Source organism: Rhodococcus sp. IEGM 1366 (assembly GCF_033142425.1).
Taxonomy (GTDB): Bacteria; Actinomycetota; Actinomycetes; order Mycobacteriales; family Mycobacteriaceae; genus Rhodococcus_F; species Rhodococcus_F globerula.
The window spans coordinates 249528-264602 of sequence record NZ_JAWLRZ010000008.1; the positions used below are offsets into that span (position 1 = coordinate 249528).

18 protein-coding genes are annotated in these 15075 nt (G+C 60.1%); 9 read left to right on the forward strand and 9 right to left on the reverse strand.

What is annotated here, in order from left to right; all coding sequences use genetic code 11:
- Nucleotides 1-289: 289 nt before the first annotated feature.
- From R4P64_RS24665 to R4P64_RS24690, 6 genes are all read left to right on the forward strand, one after another.
- Nucleotides 290-412: a hypothetical protein gene (locus R4P64_RS24665; RefSeq protein WP_255285212.1), complete on the forward strand. Its 123-nt coding sequence runs from the start codon at nucleotides 290-292 to the stop codon at nucleotides 410-412.
- 214 nt (nucleotides 413-626) lie between these two features.
- Complete coding sequence (locus R4P64_RS24670) at nucleotides 627-749, forward strand: hypothetical protein (protein WP_255285213.1); 123 nt, start codon at nucleotides 627-629, stop codon at nucleotides 747-749.
- A gap of 378 nt (nucleotides 750-1127) precedes the next feature.
- On the forward strand, nucleotides 1128-1253 hold the full coding sequence (locus R4P64_RS24675; protein WP_257013114.1) for a hypothetical protein: 126 nt from the start codon (nucleotides 1128-1130) through the stop codon (nucleotides 1251-1253).
- A 173-nt stretch (nucleotides 1254-1426) separates the two neighbouring features.
- Nucleotides 1427-2857 carry a diguanylate cyclase gene (locus R4P64_RS24680; RefSeq protein WP_317823096.1) on the forward strand — a complete coding sequence of 477 codons (1431 nt, stop codon included), beginning with the start codon at nucleotides 1427-1429 and terminating at the stop codon, nucleotides 2855-2857.
- A gap of 62 nt (nucleotides 2858-2919) precedes the next feature.
- Nucleotides 2920-4173, forward strand: a complete 1254-nt coding sequence (purT, locus tag R4P64_RS24685; RefSeq protein ID WP_045066599.1) for a formate-dependent phosphoribosylglycinamide formyltransferase — start codon at nucleotides 2920-2922, stop codon at nucleotides 4171-4173.
- The gene (locus R4P64_RS24690) at nucleotides 4170-4652 is read left to right on the forward strand and encodes a DUF456 domain-containing protein (protein WP_317823098.1); all 483 of its coding nucleotides are present in this window, start codon (nucleotides 4170-4172) and stop codon (nucleotides 4650-4652) included. Before purT ends, R4P64_RS24690 begins: the two co-directional genes overlap by 4 nt.
- A 7-nt stretch (nucleotides 4653-4659) precedes the next feature.
- Here the strand turns inward: R4P64_RS24690 and R4P64_RS24695 are convergent, their stop codons facing one another.
- Both R4P64_RS24695 and R4P64_RS24700 read right to left on the reverse strand, forming a co-directional pair.
- On the reverse strand, nucleotides 4660-5442 hold the full coding sequence (locus R4P64_RS24695; RefSeq protein ID WP_045066598.1) for an amidohydrolase family protein: 783 nt from the start codon (nucleotides 5440-5442) through the stop codon (nucleotides 4660-4662).
- 118 nt (nucleotides 5443-5560) lie between these two features.
- Nucleotides 5561-6955: an FAD-dependent oxidoreductase gene (locus R4P64_RS24700; RefSeq protein ID WP_317823100.1), complete on the reverse strand. Its 1395-nt coding sequence runs from the start codon at nucleotides 6953-6955 to the stop codon at nucleotides 5561-5563.
- Between the two features lie 231 nt (nucleotides 6956-7186).
- On the opposite strand from R4P64_RS24700, the gene R4P64_RS24705 reads away from it, so the two are divergent.
- The 3 genes from R4P64_RS24705 to R4P64_RS24715 are packed head-to-tail and all read left to right on the forward strand — an operon-like array spanning nucleotide 7187 to nucleotide 9290.
- Nucleotides 7187-7612, forward strand: a complete 426-nt coding sequence (locus R4P64_RS24705) for a hypothetical protein (RefSeq protein ID WP_172936365.1) — start codon at nucleotides 7187-7189, stop codon at nucleotides 7610-7612.
- Nucleotides 7613-7650: 38 nt separating this feature from the next.
- Complete coding sequence (locus R4P64_RS24710) at nucleotides 7651-8070, forward strand: rhodanese-like domain-containing protein (protein WP_317823249.1); 420 nt, start codon at nucleotides 7651-7653, stop codon at nucleotides 8068-8070.
- Nucleotides 8067-9290 carry an O-succinylhomoserine sulfhydrylase gene (locus tag R4P64_RS24715; RefSeq protein WP_175393502.1) on the forward strand — a complete coding sequence of 408 codons (1224 nt, stop codon included), beginning with the start codon at nucleotides 8067-8069 and terminating at the stop codon, nucleotides 9288-9290. The genes R4P64_RS24710 and R4P64_RS24715 overlap by 4 nt, the downstream gene beginning before the upstream one ends.
- Nucleotides 9291-9350: 60 nt before the next feature.
- Here the strand turns inward: R4P64_RS24715 and R4P64_RS24720 are convergent, their stop codons facing one another.
- The 7 genes from R4P64_RS24720 to R4P64_RS24750 form a co-directional block, all read right to left on the reverse strand.
- A complete protein-coding gene (locus R4P64_RS24720) occupies nucleotides 9351-9905 on the reverse strand; it encodes an alternate-type signal peptide domain-containing protein (RefSeq protein WP_052683305.1) in 555 nt (184 codons plus the stop codon).
- On the reverse strand, nucleotides 9902-11524 hold the full coding sequence (locus R4P64_RS24725; protein WP_317823103.1) for a signal peptidase I: 1623 nt from the start codon (nucleotides 11522-11524) through the stop codon (nucleotides 9902-9904). Before R4P64_RS24725 ends, R4P64_RS24720 begins: the two co-directional genes overlap by 4 nt.
- A 7-nt stretch (nucleotides 11525-11531) precedes the next feature.
- Nucleotides 11532-12101, reverse strand: a complete 570-nt coding sequence (locus tag R4P64_RS24730) for a SipW-dependent-type signal peptide-containing protein (RefSeq protein ID WP_317823104.1) — start codon at nucleotides 12099-12101, stop codon at nucleotides 11532-11534.
- Between the two features lie 25 nt (nucleotides 12102-12126).
- Nucleotides 12127-12783 (reverse strand): signal peptidase I, encoded by a 657-nt coding sequence (locus R4P64_RS24735; RefSeq protein WP_317823105.1) that lies wholly within the window; start codon nucleotides 12781-12783, stop codon nucleotides 12127-12129.
- A gap of 11 nt (nucleotides 12784-12794) precedes the next feature.
- Entirely contained in the window at nucleotides 12795-13379 is a 585-nt protein-coding gene (locus tag R4P64_RS24740; RefSeq protein WP_317542481.1) for a hypothetical protein, read from the reverse strand.
- Between the two features lie 12 nt (nucleotides 13380-13391).
- Nucleotides 13392-13976 carry an alternate-type signal peptide domain-containing protein gene (locus R4P64_RS24745; protein ID WP_033235638.1) on the reverse strand — a complete coding sequence of 195 codons (585 nt, stop codon included), beginning with the start codon at nucleotides 13974-13976 and terminating at the stop codon, nucleotides 13392-13394.
- A gap of 287 nt (nucleotides 13977-14263) precedes the next feature.
- On the reverse strand, nucleotides 14264-15073 hold the full coding sequence (locus R4P64_RS24750) for an HAD-IIA family hydrolase (RefSeq protein WP_033235637.1): 810 nt from the start codon (nucleotides 15071-15073) through the stop codon (nucleotides 14264-14266).
- Between the last annotated feature and the right edge of the window lie 2 nt (nucleotides 15074-15075).

Consider the following 15075-nt stretch of genomic DNA (forward strand, 5'->3'; position numbering starts at 1 on the left):
CGCGTTCAGGATTGATCACATGCACACGGTATGACAGATCGCGGTCGGTGCGGGCACCGACTCTTACCTTTGCGGCCTTTTGTCCCAATCAATTGTGATGTCGATCACATTTGAATTTGAAGTTGAGTTCGAGTCACATGTCTTGATCTGGGGCTTTACAGATCACCGCGAACTGTCACGCGAGTCTTTTTCCTTAAACAAACTGGACGTATGTATTTCTCCTGACTGCAAAGGCTCTCGGCGGATCAAATGTGCGCCACGTCATAAATCTCACGCAAGGAGTTCAGTTATGGGTTCGGTCGAAAACCTTCTCGAGGCAAACGGTATGGGCTGGAGTCTGCTCAAGCTCCTTCCGCTGGTGAACATGCTCAAGACCATCCAGGGCCTCGATTCCGCCAGCTCGAACTCCTGACGTTCGCGCGCACGGCAATCTTTCGTAACGACACAGGAGTAGTCACATGACCTCGATCCAGAATCTCGACGCCTTCCTCAAAAGCGTTCTCGCTTTGGTGACCAAGCTGAACGCCGGATCGGCAGATTCTTCGGGTTCGACCGGTTCGGCTGCCGAGTAATTTCTCCAGCCTTTCCGATTCATCAACTGCATTTCTGAGAAAAGAGGAACCGACATGGGTTCGCAAGAAGAATTCAGCGCCGTTATCAAGAACCTCTTCCCGGTTCTCAAGGACCTGCTCACGGCTATCGGCGGTGGCTCGCTCACTCCGGGAACCGGCTCGGCCGCTGAGAAGTAGGTCTGAGAAGTAAGTCCCGTTTGCCCGAAAGTGTGGCTCGCAATTGACTCCGAGCCGCACTTTCTGCATTTCTGCTGTGATGCACATCACAATTTGCACTCTAATTGGCGTTGGATTACCGTCTTGATCTGCAGTTTTGATGACAGGTGTTACTTCGAGTCTGTGATGGTAGCCACACGGTAGCTAGACAAGTGTGTTTCTGCGGTCTATAAATGCTCTCAGCGCTTGTTAGTGCGCTGCATCACAGCACGGGATGTCGCAGGGGGCGACCGCATATTTCACCCCTGTGGCATGAGTTCCCAGACTGTTTCGGTCACCGCCTGCGGCCGAAACGTCGCTGAACATTTCACATCACCTCTACGCACCAGGAGAACTCCTATGTTCGGATCACTCAGCGCACTCGGACCTCTGCTCACAGCACTCGGCGTTTTCCTCAAGTCGGTAGACACCTCTTCGCTCGAGGGCGACTCGGGATCCTCGGGATCCAGCGGATCTGCTGAATAAGACCAACCGCCAACAAGACCTATCAAGTGCCGAGTCCTCGGTACTGTGATGGTCGGTCACTTCGCATTGCCCTCTGACCGCGTCATCGGTCAGAGGGCAATGTGGTCTGAACGTGACGATAAGATTTGGCAGTCGCCCGATACGCCTTTTCTGGAGCGACGGTGAGGTGACGAATGACAAGGATGGGCCGAGTAACGCGGCTGCTGGTTGTCTTTGTCGTTGTCCTGCTTGCCGCGCTCATCGGAATTCTCACGCGGCCGCCCGGACTGCTCGCCACGTTCTGGTGCGCCAATGCGTTGCTGCTGGGAATGATGGTGCGGTGGCCGATTCTGATCGAGTGGCCCACGTGGATTGCCGCCGGCGTCGCTTATGTGAGCGCTGATCTGCTGACCGGCAACACTCTCTCGATGGCAATTCAGTTGAACGGTGCAAACCTGGTCGGGGTCACCGTTGGTGTGTTGTTGCTCGACTACCTCAAACGCACCCCGTTCCGCTTGGTCGATTCAACGTCTCTGATGTGGATGGTTGTCGTCGCCGGACTCAGCGCCTGCGCTACCGCGGCAACAGCTGGGCTGATGGATTGGGTCTTTCGAGGTGAGTCGTTTGCCGACACGCTTGTTCACTGGGGCAGTACGGAGTTCATGGCCTATCTGCTGGTGTTACCTCTGATTCTGTCCATGACCATTCCGTCCAGCATTGCGGAGACCCGCAGCAAGACGACTGTACGGGCAGTTCTCGCCATGACAGTCCCGTTGCTCGCTACCGCCGCTTGCATGCCGATCGCGCTCAGCATCGAGGGACCGATTGCCCTTCTCCTGCCCATCCCCGCGCTGTTGTGGTGCGCTACCCGGATTTCGGTTCCGAGTACTGCGTTGGTTTCGGCAGTGTGGTCGGTGTGGTCGCTCATGATGGCCGACGCCGGCAGGCTGGCTCTCGGGGAACAGAGTGGCGCAAACGTGAACGAGGCGGTGATCACGTCGATAGCGGTCACTCTGGTTGCGTTGGGCCCCATCGCTGTGGCGTGTGCGACGCAGGAGCGTCGGGCTGCCGAGCGTGAGCTGTTCCGCGCAGTCGAATACGACTCTCTCACCGGAGTCCTCTCGCGCGGGCCTTTCCTGCGTCAGGCCGAAGAACGACTCCAACAGGCAACGCAGACGGCGTTGCCTATCGGATTGCTGATGCTCGATCTCGACCACTTCAAAGCCGTCAACGACACATACGGGCACATGGTCGGCGACAGTGTTCTCGCCGATTTCGGTGCCCGGATGGCAGAACGCGTCTCCGATACCGATCTGGTCGGTCGACTCGGCGGTGAGGAGTTCGCGGTCTTGCTCACCGGTTCCAGTTTCGCCCGTGCGACCGAAGTCGCCGAAGAGATCCGACATGCTCAGGTCCACGACTCGGCACGATCCGGGCATGACAGCACCGTCAGTATCGGACTCGCTTGGACAGATGACGCGACACCCACCTTGGCGTCGCTGATGGTCGCCGCCGACGCAGCCCTGTACGAAGCCAAGCATGCAGGCCGAAATGTCGTGAAAGCCCAGAACGTTAGTGACATCGTGAGTGGCGTCGTGTCTGAGCGGATCACCAGAACCGCGTGAGTTCCGCCATCGCGTCCTCTGGACACGCTGACCTGCATCGGGATTGGCATATAGTCGCAGCCATGCAGCCTGATTCAACGCCGTCGGACCTTTCGGCGCCCTCGGACCCTTCCTCGCTTCCACTCCGATTCGGCACTCCGCTCGCCGAGAACGCGATCAGAGTGATGATGTTGGGATCGGGTGAACTGGGCAAGGAAGTTGTCATCGCGTTGCAGCGATTGGGCGTCGAGGTTATTGCAGTGGATCGGTACCCGGACGCACCCGGGCACCAGGTTGCGCACCGGGCTCACACCGTCGACATGACCGATCCCGATGCACTGCTGGCCGTGATCGAACTGGAGAAGCCGCATTTTGTGGTGCCCGAGATCGAGGCAATCGCGACCGACGCGCTGGCCGTCGTCGAAGCGCGGGGTGAGACCGTCGTCATTCCCACGGCCAGGGCAACACAGCTGACCATGAACCGCGAAGGTATCCGGCGGCTTGCAGCCGAGGAACTGGGCTTGCCCACCTCGCCGTATGCATTTGCGAATTCACTCGACGAGGTTCGGGCTGCCACCGAACTCACCGGTTTTCCGTGCGTGATCAAGCCCGTCATGTCGTCCTCCGGCAAAGGGCAGTCGACGGTGCGCACTGCCGACGAACTCGAGTCAGCGTGGGATTACGCGATGGCCGGTGGGCGCGTCAATCACGGCCGGGTCATCGTAGAGGGCTTTGTCGATTTCGATTACGAGATAACACAATTGACGGTCCGGGCCGTGGGCAGTGGCGGCGAGGTCGAGACGTCGTTCTGTGAACCGATCGGTCACCTGCAGCAGTCGGGCGATTACGTCGAATCCTGGCAACCGCAGCAGATGTCGGCGCTCGCCCTCGCGGCCGCTCGCGAGGTCTCCGAGAAGGTCACGTCCGCGCTTGGCGGTCGCGGAATCTTCGGCGTCGAGTTGTTCGTCAAGGGCGACAACGTGTACTTCTCCGAGGTGAGCCCACGTCCACATGACACCGGACTGGTCACGCTGCGCACACAGCGGCTCTCCGAATTCGAATTGCACGCCCGCGCCATCCTGGGGCTCCCCGTCGACACGACGCTCACCTCACCTGGTGCTTCAGCCGTCATCTACGGCGGCGTCGAAGCGCAGGCAATCGGATTCGACGGCGTCGCAGAGGCTCTCGCGGTGCCCGAGACCGACATTCGGTTGTTCGGCAAGCCGGAAAGTTTCACGCGTCGACGGATGGGCGTTGCCGTCTCCACTGCCGCAGATGTCGAGACAGCTCGCTCCCGTGCACGCGAGGCGGCGTCGAAGGTTCGCCCCGTCGGATGAGTCCGGCTGCGGAAGTTGTTGTCGGGCTGGCAATTCTGATCGGCCTGATCGGGGTGGTTGTGCCGATCATTCCGGGAACGCTGCTCATCTTGGCAGCAATTCTGGTGTGGGCCTTGATGACCGGTGGCGCGACCGCGTGGACGGTGTTCGCGTTGGCCGCGCTGGCTCTCGTGATCACGGGTGTCGTGAAGTACACGTGGCCCGGTCAGCGAATGCGTGCCGGGGGAGTGCCAAACCGCTCTGTCATGGTGGGCGGGCTTGTCGGCATCATCGGATTTTTTGTCGTTCCGGTGGTGGGGCTGTTTCTGGGATTCATCGTGGGAACGTATGTCGCAGAACTCGTGCGCTTGCGCAACGTCAACATCGCGTGCGCATCGACGCTTCACGCTGTGAAAGCTGTGGGGTTGTCCATGGTGGTGGAGTTGTTCGGTGCGTTGATCGCGGCCGGGCTCTGGTTGGGCGCAGTCGTTTTCGTGTGAGCAGATTTCAGGAGTGAGCAGCATTTCGGGCGTGAGCACTGGCTCGTTCACACCGATACCAGGCGCGGGCGTTGCCACCCATCACCGCCGGAAGATCGTCCCCGACGGCGTCGGCGATCACGTCGAGATCGTGGATCTCGAAGGCCCGGCGGGCGCGGGTGCCTGGCAGGTCGGTGCCGAACATCAGCGCCTGGGGATTGACAGCGTGGATTTGACGGAGCACGTCGCCGACGTCGGAGATGGTGGTGCGTCCGAATCCGGTGGCTTTGACTCGGACTCCGCGGTCCACGAGGTTGAGGAGATACGGCAGGCCGCGCGTCGACATGCCCAGGTGGTCGATCGACACGGCCGGAAGCTTCGCGAAAACTGGTTCGAGCGAGAGAAGTAGCGTCGCGTCGACGTAGAACTCGGCGTGCCAGCCGGCCAAATCGAAAGCCCGGTTTGCCAGGTCCGCGAGTTGACGCAGATCTGTTGCGCCGCGTCGGAGATTGAATCGGACTGCGCGAACACCGAGTGCGTCGAGGTCGACTATCTCTTTGTCGGTGACGTCGTCACCGAGTGCCGTGACGCCAACCCAGCCGGGGCCGAGTTCCGCGAGTGCCGTTTTGAGGTACTCCTGATCAGTGCCCTGATACGACGCCGTCACCACTGCTCCACCGTCCACACTCAGCCCCTCGAGAGTCGCCACCCTGGACCGGTAATCGGGGACGGTGAACGGCTCGGGCAGGTAACCGTGATTCTCGACCAGCGGAAAGCGCGGGTCGATGATGTGAACATGGGCGTCAAACACGTCATTCATTTTGCACGCTGTCAATATGACCTCGAACAGACGACCGGCCCGATGTGACCTGGATCGCTACGTGGCGAATTTCGGTCATATCGGGCCGGTCTGTCTGTGATGCCTGTGGTTATGCCTTCTCGGGCTCCGAGGCTTTCAGCATGTCGTGACGCTCGACGACCTTGATGCGCTCGCGGCCTTCGGGTTCGCCGAGGCTGCGCTCGTGTGCGTCGAGGCGGTACCAGCCCTGCCACGTCGTGTACGGCACCTGCTTGCCTTCGAGGAATTCGATGACGGCGTTCTCGTCGGGGTGTGCGGCGCCGGTGAAGTTGGTCGAGTCCTCGAGGAGGTTCGCGACGGTTTCGTTGGCGTCACCCTTGGTGTGGCCGATGAGGCCGACGGGGCCGCGCTTGATCCAGCCGGTGACGTAGGTGGCCGGCATGAACCGGGCTGCGCCTTCGGCGGTGTCGTCGGCGACGACGCGTCCGGCGTCGTTGGGGACGGTGCCGGCCTGGTCGTCGAACGGCAGCTGCGTGACGTTCTGTGACAGGTAGCCGACGGCGCGGTACACGGCCTGAACATCCCAGTCCTTGTAGGTGCCGGTGCCCTTGACGTTGCCGGTGCCGTCGAGTGCGGTGCGCTCGGTGCGCAGGCCTACTACCTTGCCGTCTTCACCGAGAACCTCGGTGGGGGATTCGAAGAAGTGCAGGAACAGCTTGTGCGGGCGGTTTCCGACGTCGCGGATTGCCCAGTCCTGCAGTGTGTTCGCGACCATGTCGACCTGCTTGGAGTTGCGGCGAGCCTGCTCGGAGCCCTCGTCGTAGTCGATGTCCTCGGGGTCGACGATGACCTCGATGGTCGGGGAATGGTCGAGTTCACGCAGTTCGAGAGGGGTGAACTTGGCCTGCGCGGGGCCGCGTCGTCCGAAGACGTGGACCTCGATGGCCTTGTTGTTCTTGAGGCCCTCGTAGACGTTGGCGGGGATCTCCGTTGGGAGCAGTTCGTCGCCGGTCTTCGCGAGGACGCGGGCGATGTCGAGGGCGACGTTGCCGACGCCGAGGACGGCGACCTTCTCTGCGGTGAGGGGCCATTCGCGGGGGACGTCGGGGTGGCCGTCGTACCAGGAGACGAAGTCGGCGGCGCCGTAGCTGCCGTCGAGGTCGATGCCCGGGATGCCGAGGGCGCGGTCGGCATTGGCGCCGGTGGAGAAGATGACGGCGTCGTAGAACGACTGGAGGTCGTCGAGGGTGATGTCGGTGCCGTAGTCGATGTTGCCGAGGAGGCGGACCTGCGGCTTGTCGAGGACCTTGTGCAGGGCGGTGATGATGCCCTTGATGCGCGGGTGATCAGGTGCGACGCCGTAGCGGATGAGACCGAAGGGCGCTGGCATGCGCTCGAAGAGGTCGATGCTGACACCGCGGCCGGAGACTGCGGTATCGGACTTCATGAGGGCATCGGCGGCGTAGATGCCGGCGGGGCCGGCGCCGACGATCGCGACCCGGAGTGGGCGGTTGGAGTCAGTCATCGTAAAGACAGCTACCTTCTTCGAAGTTCGGACAACGTATCGACAAGTATCCAATTTAGCCGAACCTAAGCACCGTGGAGTGTTTGCGGTTCGACCCGGTTCACACTTTCACCCCAACGGGCGTCGGTAAACCGTTTCTTTCTTTCAATTCTCCTGCAAGTGCGGTTCGAAGCGGTAGGGGTCCACTACTTGACGGGCCACAAGCTGAGCTTGTGGGGGAGTATTGGTTTCATGAATGACCAGCGCGACGATTCCGGCAATTCCGAAAGCAAGACAGCATCGGCCGGGCCGTTCATCCTGGCAGTGGCAATTGTCGCGCTGATCCTCGGCGGAATCTTCATTTCGTCCTGGATGTCCCCGGCTGAGGAAAACGTCAGCGAAGAGGACCGCATCAGCCGTGTGGTCGCGGACTACGTCGCAGCTCACAACGAGAACGACACCAAGACGCTCCCGAGCCTTACCTGCACAAACTTCGATCCGGAGACCGGACCACTCGCCGATACCGAAGGTGACGTCGAGATGCAGGGCATCAACGAATCTGTGGTCAGCGGCGACCGCGCGACTGTCGATGTTCGGCTCTCCGGTGGCGGCCAGGATCAGCGCGTCGAGGTCTGGACACTCACCCGCGACGGCGAAGGCTGGGATATCTGCACCTGATCGCCCGCACAATCCGGTCTTGTGAAAACATGGACAACGTGAGTTACGCAGGCGATCTGACGCCGGAGCAAGCCTGGGAGCTGCTCCGCGAAAACCCCGAGGCAGTGCTCGTCGACGTGCGCACCGACGCAGAGTGGAAGTACGTCGGTATCCCCGACGTCACGTCCCTCGGCAACTCGGCTGTGCAGATCGAATGGGTGAGCTACCCCAACGGCGCACGCAACGACAACTTCGTCGACGAGTTGAAGGAATCCGGTGTTGTTCCCGGCTCCGGGAAACCCGTGATCTTCCTGTGTCGATCCGGTCAGCGATCGATCGGGGCCGCAGAAAGTGCGACAGCGTCGGGCATCGGTCCGTCGTACAACGTGCTCGACGGGTTCGAAGGCGGTTTGGATGCCGACGGACATCGTGGAGTTGTAGGTTGGCGGGCCATCGGCCTGCCGTGGAGGCAGCAGTGAGCGGAATTCCCCAGGGCGGCGCATTTCAACGAGCGTTGCCGGACGACGTAGGTCTTGGCACGCTCGGTGTCCGCGGCGGATTGATGCGAACGGGCTTCGAGGAAACCTCCGAAGCACTGTTCCTCAACTCCGGATTTGTCTACGAGAGTGCAGAAGCCGCCGAACAAGCCTTTACCGGCGAAGTAGACCATTTTGTCTACTCCCGCTACGGCAATCCGACGGTCAAGATGTTCGAAGAGCGTCTGCGCCTCATCGAAGGCGCAGAGGCGTGCTTTGCGACGGCCAGCGGAATGTCCGCCGTATTCACGGCGTTGGGCGCACTGCTGGGCAACGGTGACCGATTGGTCGCTGCTCGCAGCCTCTTCGGTTCCTGCTTTGTCGTATGCAACGAAATCCTCCCGCGCTGGGGAGTCGAGGTTGTTTTTGTCGACGGTGAAGACAATGCGCAGTGGGAAGAAGCGCTGTCGGTACCGACCACGGCAGTATTCTTCGAGACACCGTCCAACCCCATGCAATCTTTGGTGGACGTACGACGCGTATCCGAACTCGCTCATGCCGCCGGTGCAAAGGTAGTCCTGGACAACGTCTTTGCGACGCCGCTCCTGCAGCGAAGCTTGGACTTGGGCGCCGACGTCGTGGTGTACTCCGGCACCAAGCACATCGACGGTCAGGGCCGCGTCCTCGGTGGTGCGATCCTCGGAACCGAGGAGTACATCAGCGGTCCCGTTCGAGAACTGATGCGGCACACCGGACCTGCGCTCAGCCCGTTCAACGCCTGGACGTTGCTCAAGGGCCTCGAGACCATGCCGGTTCGTATCCGGCACTCTGTGGCGTCGGCCCTCGAGATCGCCGAATTCCTCGAAGCGCACCCGGGCGTCAAGTGGGTCAAGTATCCGTACCTGACTTCGCACCCGCAGCATGAACTCGCGAAGGCTCAAATGAGCGGCGGCGGAACAGTTGTCACGTTCGAGCTCAATGCGCCTGACGGCGAGGGCAAGAAGCGGGCGTTCGAGGTTCTCAACGGCCTGCGCGTCATCGACATCTCCAACAACTTGGGTGACTCCAAGTCCTTGATCACCCACCCCGCGACCACGACGCACCGGGCCATGGGTCCGGAAGGCCGTGCAGCAGTGGGTCTTACAGACGGCGTTGTGCGTCTGTCCGTCGGGCTCGAAGACACTGTCGATTTGTTGGCTGATCTGAAGCGAGCCCTCGGCTAGTTGTCGACGCAAGACCAAATCGCTCTGTTCGTGCACTCAGACGAACAGAGCGATTTTGTGTTATCCGATCGGTTGTTGTTGCGTGACCAGCTTGAACGACGGAATCGAAACGCTCTGATTCTGACCACCGTTGTCATTGCTCCGCATGAACTGGAACAGAACGATGACGTTGATGACCTGTCCGTTGTAGTCGCTCGTGAAGTCTGTGATGTCCGCGTTGGCGCTGTCGGACAGGAAGACGTTCACGTCCAAGTACGGCGCCAGGGCGCCGCCGATTGTTCCGGTCTGTGCGACTACGTCGGCCCGCAGGCGAGGACCGGTGGCGGATACTTTCGAATTGCAGGAGTAATAGACGTCCTGGCCGGGAAAGGTTCGGAAGGTCGAGATGTCTGGGATCGCTGTATAGGGGGCAGTATCGTAGTTGCGATAGAACCACCCCGTTGCAGTGGGTCCGCCAGGTCCCACGGTGCATGGTCCGAGGGAAAGGGTGCCGGCAGTAACCGTCTTGGAGAGCACAGTTGCGGAATCGTTCCACGAAGCGAGCGTGCCACTTCCGCCGAGAAGAACCGCAATCGCCGCGGTGGCCGCCAGGGCGCCTTTCCACTGTTTCTTCATTTGCTCACCAGCGCAGCAATTTCAGCGGGGAGTTCACCTGTGGGCGAGGTGGACGTCCACTGCCCTGCGATCTTACTGACCTTACGAGGTCCGCTGGATCCGAGTATCCACAATTCGTCAGCGCCAGTGAGCCAATGCAATTCGTCGTCGAGGCCAACTGAGGTGCGGAAGATCTCGGTTCCCGACGAGTCGGTGATCGAGGCAAACCGGCCTGATTCACCAGTCACTATTGCAGCGAAATAGGTGCCCGAGTCACTGGGATCCCCAACTGGGACAACCGCAGTCGTTGTCGAAGTAGTTGGCAGGGTGGTTGTGGTTGTGGTTGTGGTCGGCAAGGTCGTGGTCTGTGTTGCTGTTGTTTCGTTGGTTGTGGTTGTGGTTGCGGTAGTTGTCGTTTCAGGAGGGGTCGTCGGTGTCGGAGATGATTCTGTTGCCGAGGTCGACGTGCTTGTTGTCGTCTCGCCGGCAGACGACGTTGTGGGTGCGGCCGTAGTCGTCGACGTTGTTTCGGGAGCCGTGGCGGGTGCCAGTCGGGCGGCGAACCCTGTAGGAACGGTCTGCGCGCCCTCTTTGACACATTTGGTTCCGGTTAGTGTTCCGACGGTAAGAGGGACGGGGAAGAACGTAGTCGACACCAGCGAGCCGATCTTGGTGTAGATCTCCGCCGTGTACGCGCCGTCGGCGAGAATACCGAGCAGACCGACGCTTACTGTCGTGGTGAGGGTACTGATGTTGTCCGTTGTACTCGCAATGGACGATGGGCTGTTCTGCCGAACGATGACCTTGTACGTGTAGGGGCCACCGGCAGGTGCAGTCCAGGAGAGTGTGGAGGACGCCAACAGTCCTAGGACGCTCACAGTAGAACAGGTAACACTTGGAACCCGAGGAGCAGTGGCTACCGAGAAGGTTGAAGCCGCCGCAGCTGGGTCCTGAAATGCCGCAGCAGTTCCCGCGGTCTGGGCAATGCCGAGCGAGACGGACACGAGAGTTAGTCCGGCAATCGTGGTTTTCACGAGCGTGCCCGATCGGGTTGCACGCGAAGGGGTATCCGATGGTGAAGAGATAACGTGTCTGTTTGTCGTCTCGATGCTTTCGCCAGTCGGAGGCTCCGGGCGGTTCGGTCGAGGCCCACCGGGCCTGAACGCGATCATCAGCAGGATTCCGGCGAGAACACCGCCGAGGAAGACGCCGATCGGTCCGGATGCCCAGGACACGAGGTAGCCAAGTTTGTTCATGCTGAACAGAACTCGATCAACGGTTGTGACGTAGTACGTCTCGATGTCAGCCTCGGCGTTCGCGTCACCTTTCAGAGTCAGTACTACGCCCGCAGCCTGCGGAGCAATGCTGTCGACGCGGTGGGTAATCCGAGTGCCCTGAGTATTGGTCACGCTGACAACGTCACCGACGGCGATCTCATCGGCAGGTGTTGATCGAGAGAAAGCCAGTGCGCCTGTGCTGATTTCAGGTTCCATGGAGCCCGATCGGAAGACGAGCGGCTTGATCCCCAGAAACAGGCCCGCCGCCGCGATCACGATGCACAGAACTCCGGCGCATGCGCCGATCGTGAGCGCGAGATCCCGAACGCGACCGCGTCGATGTGAATGCTTCTCTCGGGTCATGGCGCGCTCACACCGACGTTGCAGTGAAGTTGAATGTAACTGTCACAGTGGTGCCTTGGACTGTCGTCGGCGCTGCCGCGTCCAAAGCCACGAGAAAGCAGATGTCGTCGACGCCGGAGGTGGCGGGCAGTGAACGAGTGCCGATGATGTTTGCGCTTGTACCCCCGTTCACGAGGGACGTATTTGCGATGATCGACGTTCCACTGCAGGTTCCGACATTGCTGGCATTGGCTGCGGTCCCTCCCGAGTACGTCGAGACTTTCAGGTACGGAGCGAGAGTAGACGTCGTCGATGTTGTATTGGCGGTGTAGGTGAAGGCTACAGACCCTTTGTTCTGAACTGGCAGCATGGCTGCAATGCTCTGTCCCGGAGACATATTGGCTTTCGTAAGCGCGACGAATGCGTATGCGGTGGGGTTTCCTTGGTTTCCGTTCAGTTGGAGATCGATGGTTCCCGTACTGAATGCGCCCGAGGTGGCTGTAGCTGTGTCGGTCCACGCAGCCATGGTTCCGACCGCACCTGTTCCCAGAACCATCCCGAGTGCGAGTAGTGCGCGAACCCGCGCACTACTGAGCATCATTCGAACTCTGCTGGGCGTGTTTTCAGAGTGTCGTGACATGTCCGGCGCTTTCGTTGTGTGACGCGGTGGCTGTTTCGGATAGCTGGATATCGTCAGACATCTGAACGTCGTCGACATTCGCGGCGCGATTGCGTCGGTCTCTGCGGCCCTCACGCGTTCCACTGACAAACATATAGACGGCATAAGCGGCGAGAGCGGTGACAACAATGCTCAGGATGATCTTGCGTTGCTCCCCGGTCAGCCAGCTGTGCACGTATCCGAGATACGGAAAGCTGTACCAGACCTTCCCTCTGATCTGTTCCGGGATTACCGGTTTTTCATCCGGAATGGAGTTGGCGTCTCCCTGTGTGGTGAAAACTCGTTCGCCGCGGGTGTTCTCACTGATGGCGACGATGCGATGTGTCACGACAGTCGGCTTTCCGGACTCCAACTGAAACGTGATGGGAGTTCCGATCGCGAGATCGTTTGCGTCTGCTTCCTTGACGACAATCAGGGAACCAGGCTTGTAGGTCGGCGACATCGAGCCTGTCAGAACCGTATATCGCTGCGCCCGAGCAAGGTACGGCACCACGATTGTTGCAATGATCAGCGCGCTGAGGACAAGCAGAAGCAGCCAGCTGGCAATGGAAGTGATCCACCAGATAGGTCCGCTTCGTTGTGCGCGGTGCTGTGCGTCCATCAAAATCCTCACTACGGCTGCGTGCGTGGGGGAACGAATTGTGTGCCCTTGAAGTTCAAGGTTGCGGTAGTCGACTGACCTTGTGCGGCACTTGCATTGACGGTCGCTCGCAGACACCACGTTGACGACGTGTTCGGTGAAAGAGTGGGCCTGGGTGTCGGTAGCGGAGTCGCTGGGTACTTGGCCGCAGTCAGCGTCCCGGTGTAGAGCTGCGTGCCGGTGGGCGTTCCTGTTGTCGGGCAATCGGCATTGCTGCCTACCTGCCACACCGTGAGATTGAGTTTCGGTTCCGGCTGCGACTGGCTTGCCGAGGTCAGTTCGTATTCGACGATCATCGGAGTGCGGTTCGCGATGGTGATGGGTTTCTGGGAGTAGGCGCCCAGACTCATGGCGGTACCTCCGAAACCAGTCATCGTGTAACTCTCGGTCGCACTCGCGTAATCTGCGCCCAGGCGTAGGACCAACGTGTCTGCTGTCATTTGCAGCCCGGACACTGGAGTCTCGGCACGCCACAGGGCGCCGGTCTGTTGTGCTGATGCAAACATCACCACGATGACCGACGCACCTGCGAGTGCCCCCCAGGCTTTAGCTCTCACGGTTTCGCAGCCTCAGGGATTGATGGCTGTTTGCTCGATCTTGAGCGCGAGATCCGTCAAGTTGATCGACGCACCCTGAGCAACAAGGTCGTTCACGTTGGCGAATGTGATGACAACCGTGACGGCCACCGCGTCGCCGTTGTTGGCTTCTGTCAGGGGGCTCGCAGCGGTCACGACATTGCCGTCGACGGTGACAGTGGTCTCGACATCGATGTTGGCGAGGAGCTCCCCGGCAGTGGCGCCGGTTGCCGCTGTCGTGCCAGCTGTGATCGAAGCGGGATCCGCCTCGATGACGGCGTTCAATCGATCGCCGATTGCGGTGATCGATGTGGTGCAGTTGTACTCGAGCACCTCGGTCGGGACGATTCTGTATGCAGCAAGGTCTGCGGTGGGAATGGCAATGGTCGTCGGGTTCGTCGACGCCCATCCACTGGTGCCTGCAGCTGCGACGCAATCTGCGATTTGCAGCTCGCCGGCGGTAATGGTGTTTCCGCCGATCGTCGAACTGTCGCTCCAGTATGCGAGTGAACCTGCGCCGCCGAGGAGTAGTGCGCCCGCGGCTGCTGCCGCAATCGCACCCTTTGTCTGTTTCTTCATGGAGAGCTCATTTCTGGGGAGTCCGAATTGGGTCGTTCAGAAATGAGTATCAGCCATGGCAAACGATTCGTTACCGGTTTTGAAAAGAATATTTCGCCCAAATTGAAAATTTAGGTTTGAGCTGGGAAAAGCCGCCTACCTGCGACTAGTCACCAATCCGTTAGTTCAACCTTGAAGAATTCTCCCGTTTGTCCAACTCGACAAAGGTTTTACGTTTCCTTTGTTTTGCGTTATTCATTCGTCTGGTTAACTACCCGTTCTATTTAGGCGATATGTCCGAATTGTCTTTACTTAGTGCTACGAAAAGGGTCCGTTGTATTTCCGACAAGGGAGGCGACGGATTCCAGAACAATGGTGGGGCGGTAGGGATACAGCTCCACGGACGCCGGTGTCGAGATCCCGGTCATGACAAGGATGGTCTGCAAGCCCGCCTCCAGGCCGCACACGATGTCGGTGTCCATCCGGTCGCCGATCATCAAGGTGTTGGCGGAATGAGCGCCGATGGACCGCAATGCTGATCGCATCATGAGGGCATTCGGCTTGCCGACGTAGTACGGGTCGCGTCCCGTGGCTTTGGTGATCAAGGCGGCAACGGAACCGGTGGCAGGTAGCGAGCCGTCTCGCGACGGTCCGGTGGCGTCGGGGTTGGTCGCGATGAACCGCGAGCCTCGCTCGACCAATCTGATCGCGGTGGTGATTGCCTCGAACGAGTAAGTGCGGGTCTCTCCCAGGACGACGTAGTCGGGATCGCTGTCCGTCAGGACGTATCCGATGTCGTGCAGTGCCGTGGTCAGGCCGGATTCGCCGACCACATACGCGCTGCCTCCCGGTCGCTGATTTGCGAGGAAGGTGGCGGTCGCCAGCGCTGAGGTCCAGATGGACTTCTCCGGAATGTCGAGACCGGAGTTGAGTAGGCGTGCCCGCAAGTCTCGCGGAGTTCTGATCGAGTTGTTGGTCAGCACCATGTACGGGATGTTGTTCGATGCCAGTTCGGCGAGGAACGTGTCCGCTCCCGGCACCAAGTGCTCTTCGTGAACGAGGACTCCGTCCATGTCCATGAGGTAGGTCCACTGGGGTTCATTCGCGGTTGTGGTCATGT

What these genes read in the sequence shown, in the direction of transcription:
- R4P64_RS24675 (WP_257013114.1), top strand. Translation starts at nt 1,128, where the DNA reads ATGTTCGGATCACTCAGCGCACTCGGACCTCTGCTCACAGCACTCGGC.
- R4P64_RS24745 (WP_033235638.1), bottom strand. Translation starts at nt 13,976, where the DNA reads ATGAAGAAACAGACAAAGGGTGCGATTGCGGCAGCAGCCGCGGGCGCA.
- R4P64_RS24690 (WP_317823098.1), top strand. Translation starts at nt 4,170, where the DNA reads ATGAGTCCGGCTGCGGAAGTTGTTGTCGGGCTGGCAATTCTGATCGGC.
- R4P64_RS24670 (WP_255285213.1), top strand. Translation starts at nt 627, where the DNA reads ATGGGTTCGCAAGAAGAATTCAGCGCCGTTATCAAGAACCTCTTCCCG.
- R4P64_RS24665 (WP_255285212.1), top strand. Translation starts at nt 290, where the DNA reads ATGGGTTCGGTCGAAAACCTTCTCGAGGCAAACGGTATGGGCTGGAGT.
- R4P64_RS24720 (WP_052683305.1), bottom strand. Translation starts at nt 9,905, where the DNA reads ATGAAGAAACAGTGGAAAGGCGCCCTGGCGGCCACCGCGGCGATTGCG.
- R4P64_RS24700 (WP_317823100.1), bottom strand. Translation starts at nt 6,955, where the DNA reads ATGACTGACTCCAACCGCCCACTCCGGGTCGCGATCGTCGGCGCCGGC.
- R4P64_RS24725 (WP_317823103.1), bottom strand. Translation starts at nt 11,524, where the DNA reads ATGACCCGAGAGAAGCATTCACATCGACGCGGTCGCGTTCGGGATCTC.
- purT (WP_045066599.1), top strand. Translation starts at nt 2,920, where the DNA reads ATGCAGCCTGATTCAACGCCGTCGGACCTTTCGGCGCCCTCGGACCCT.
- R4P64_RS24735 (WP_317823105.1), bottom strand. Translation starts at nt 12,783, where the DNA reads ATGGACGCACAGCACCGCGCACAACGAAGCGGACCTATCTGGTGGATC.
- R4P64_RS24680 (WP_317823096.1), top strand. Translation starts at nt 1,427, where the DNA reads ATGACAAGGATGGGCCGAGTAACGCGGCTGCTGGTTGTCTTTGTCGTT.
- R4P64_RS24750 (WP_033235637.1), bottom strand. Translation starts at nt 15,073, where the DNA reads ATGACCACAACCGCGAATGAACCCCAGTGGACCTACCTCATGGACATG.
- R4P64_RS24705 (WP_172936365.1), top strand. Translation starts at nt 7,187, where the DNA reads ATGAATGACCAGCGCGACGATTCCGGCAATTCCGAAAGCAAGACAGCA.
- R4P64_RS24730 (WP_317823104.1), bottom strand. Translation starts at nt 12,101, where the DNA reads ATGCTCAGTAGTGCGCGGGTTCGCGCACTACTCGCACTCGGGATGGTT.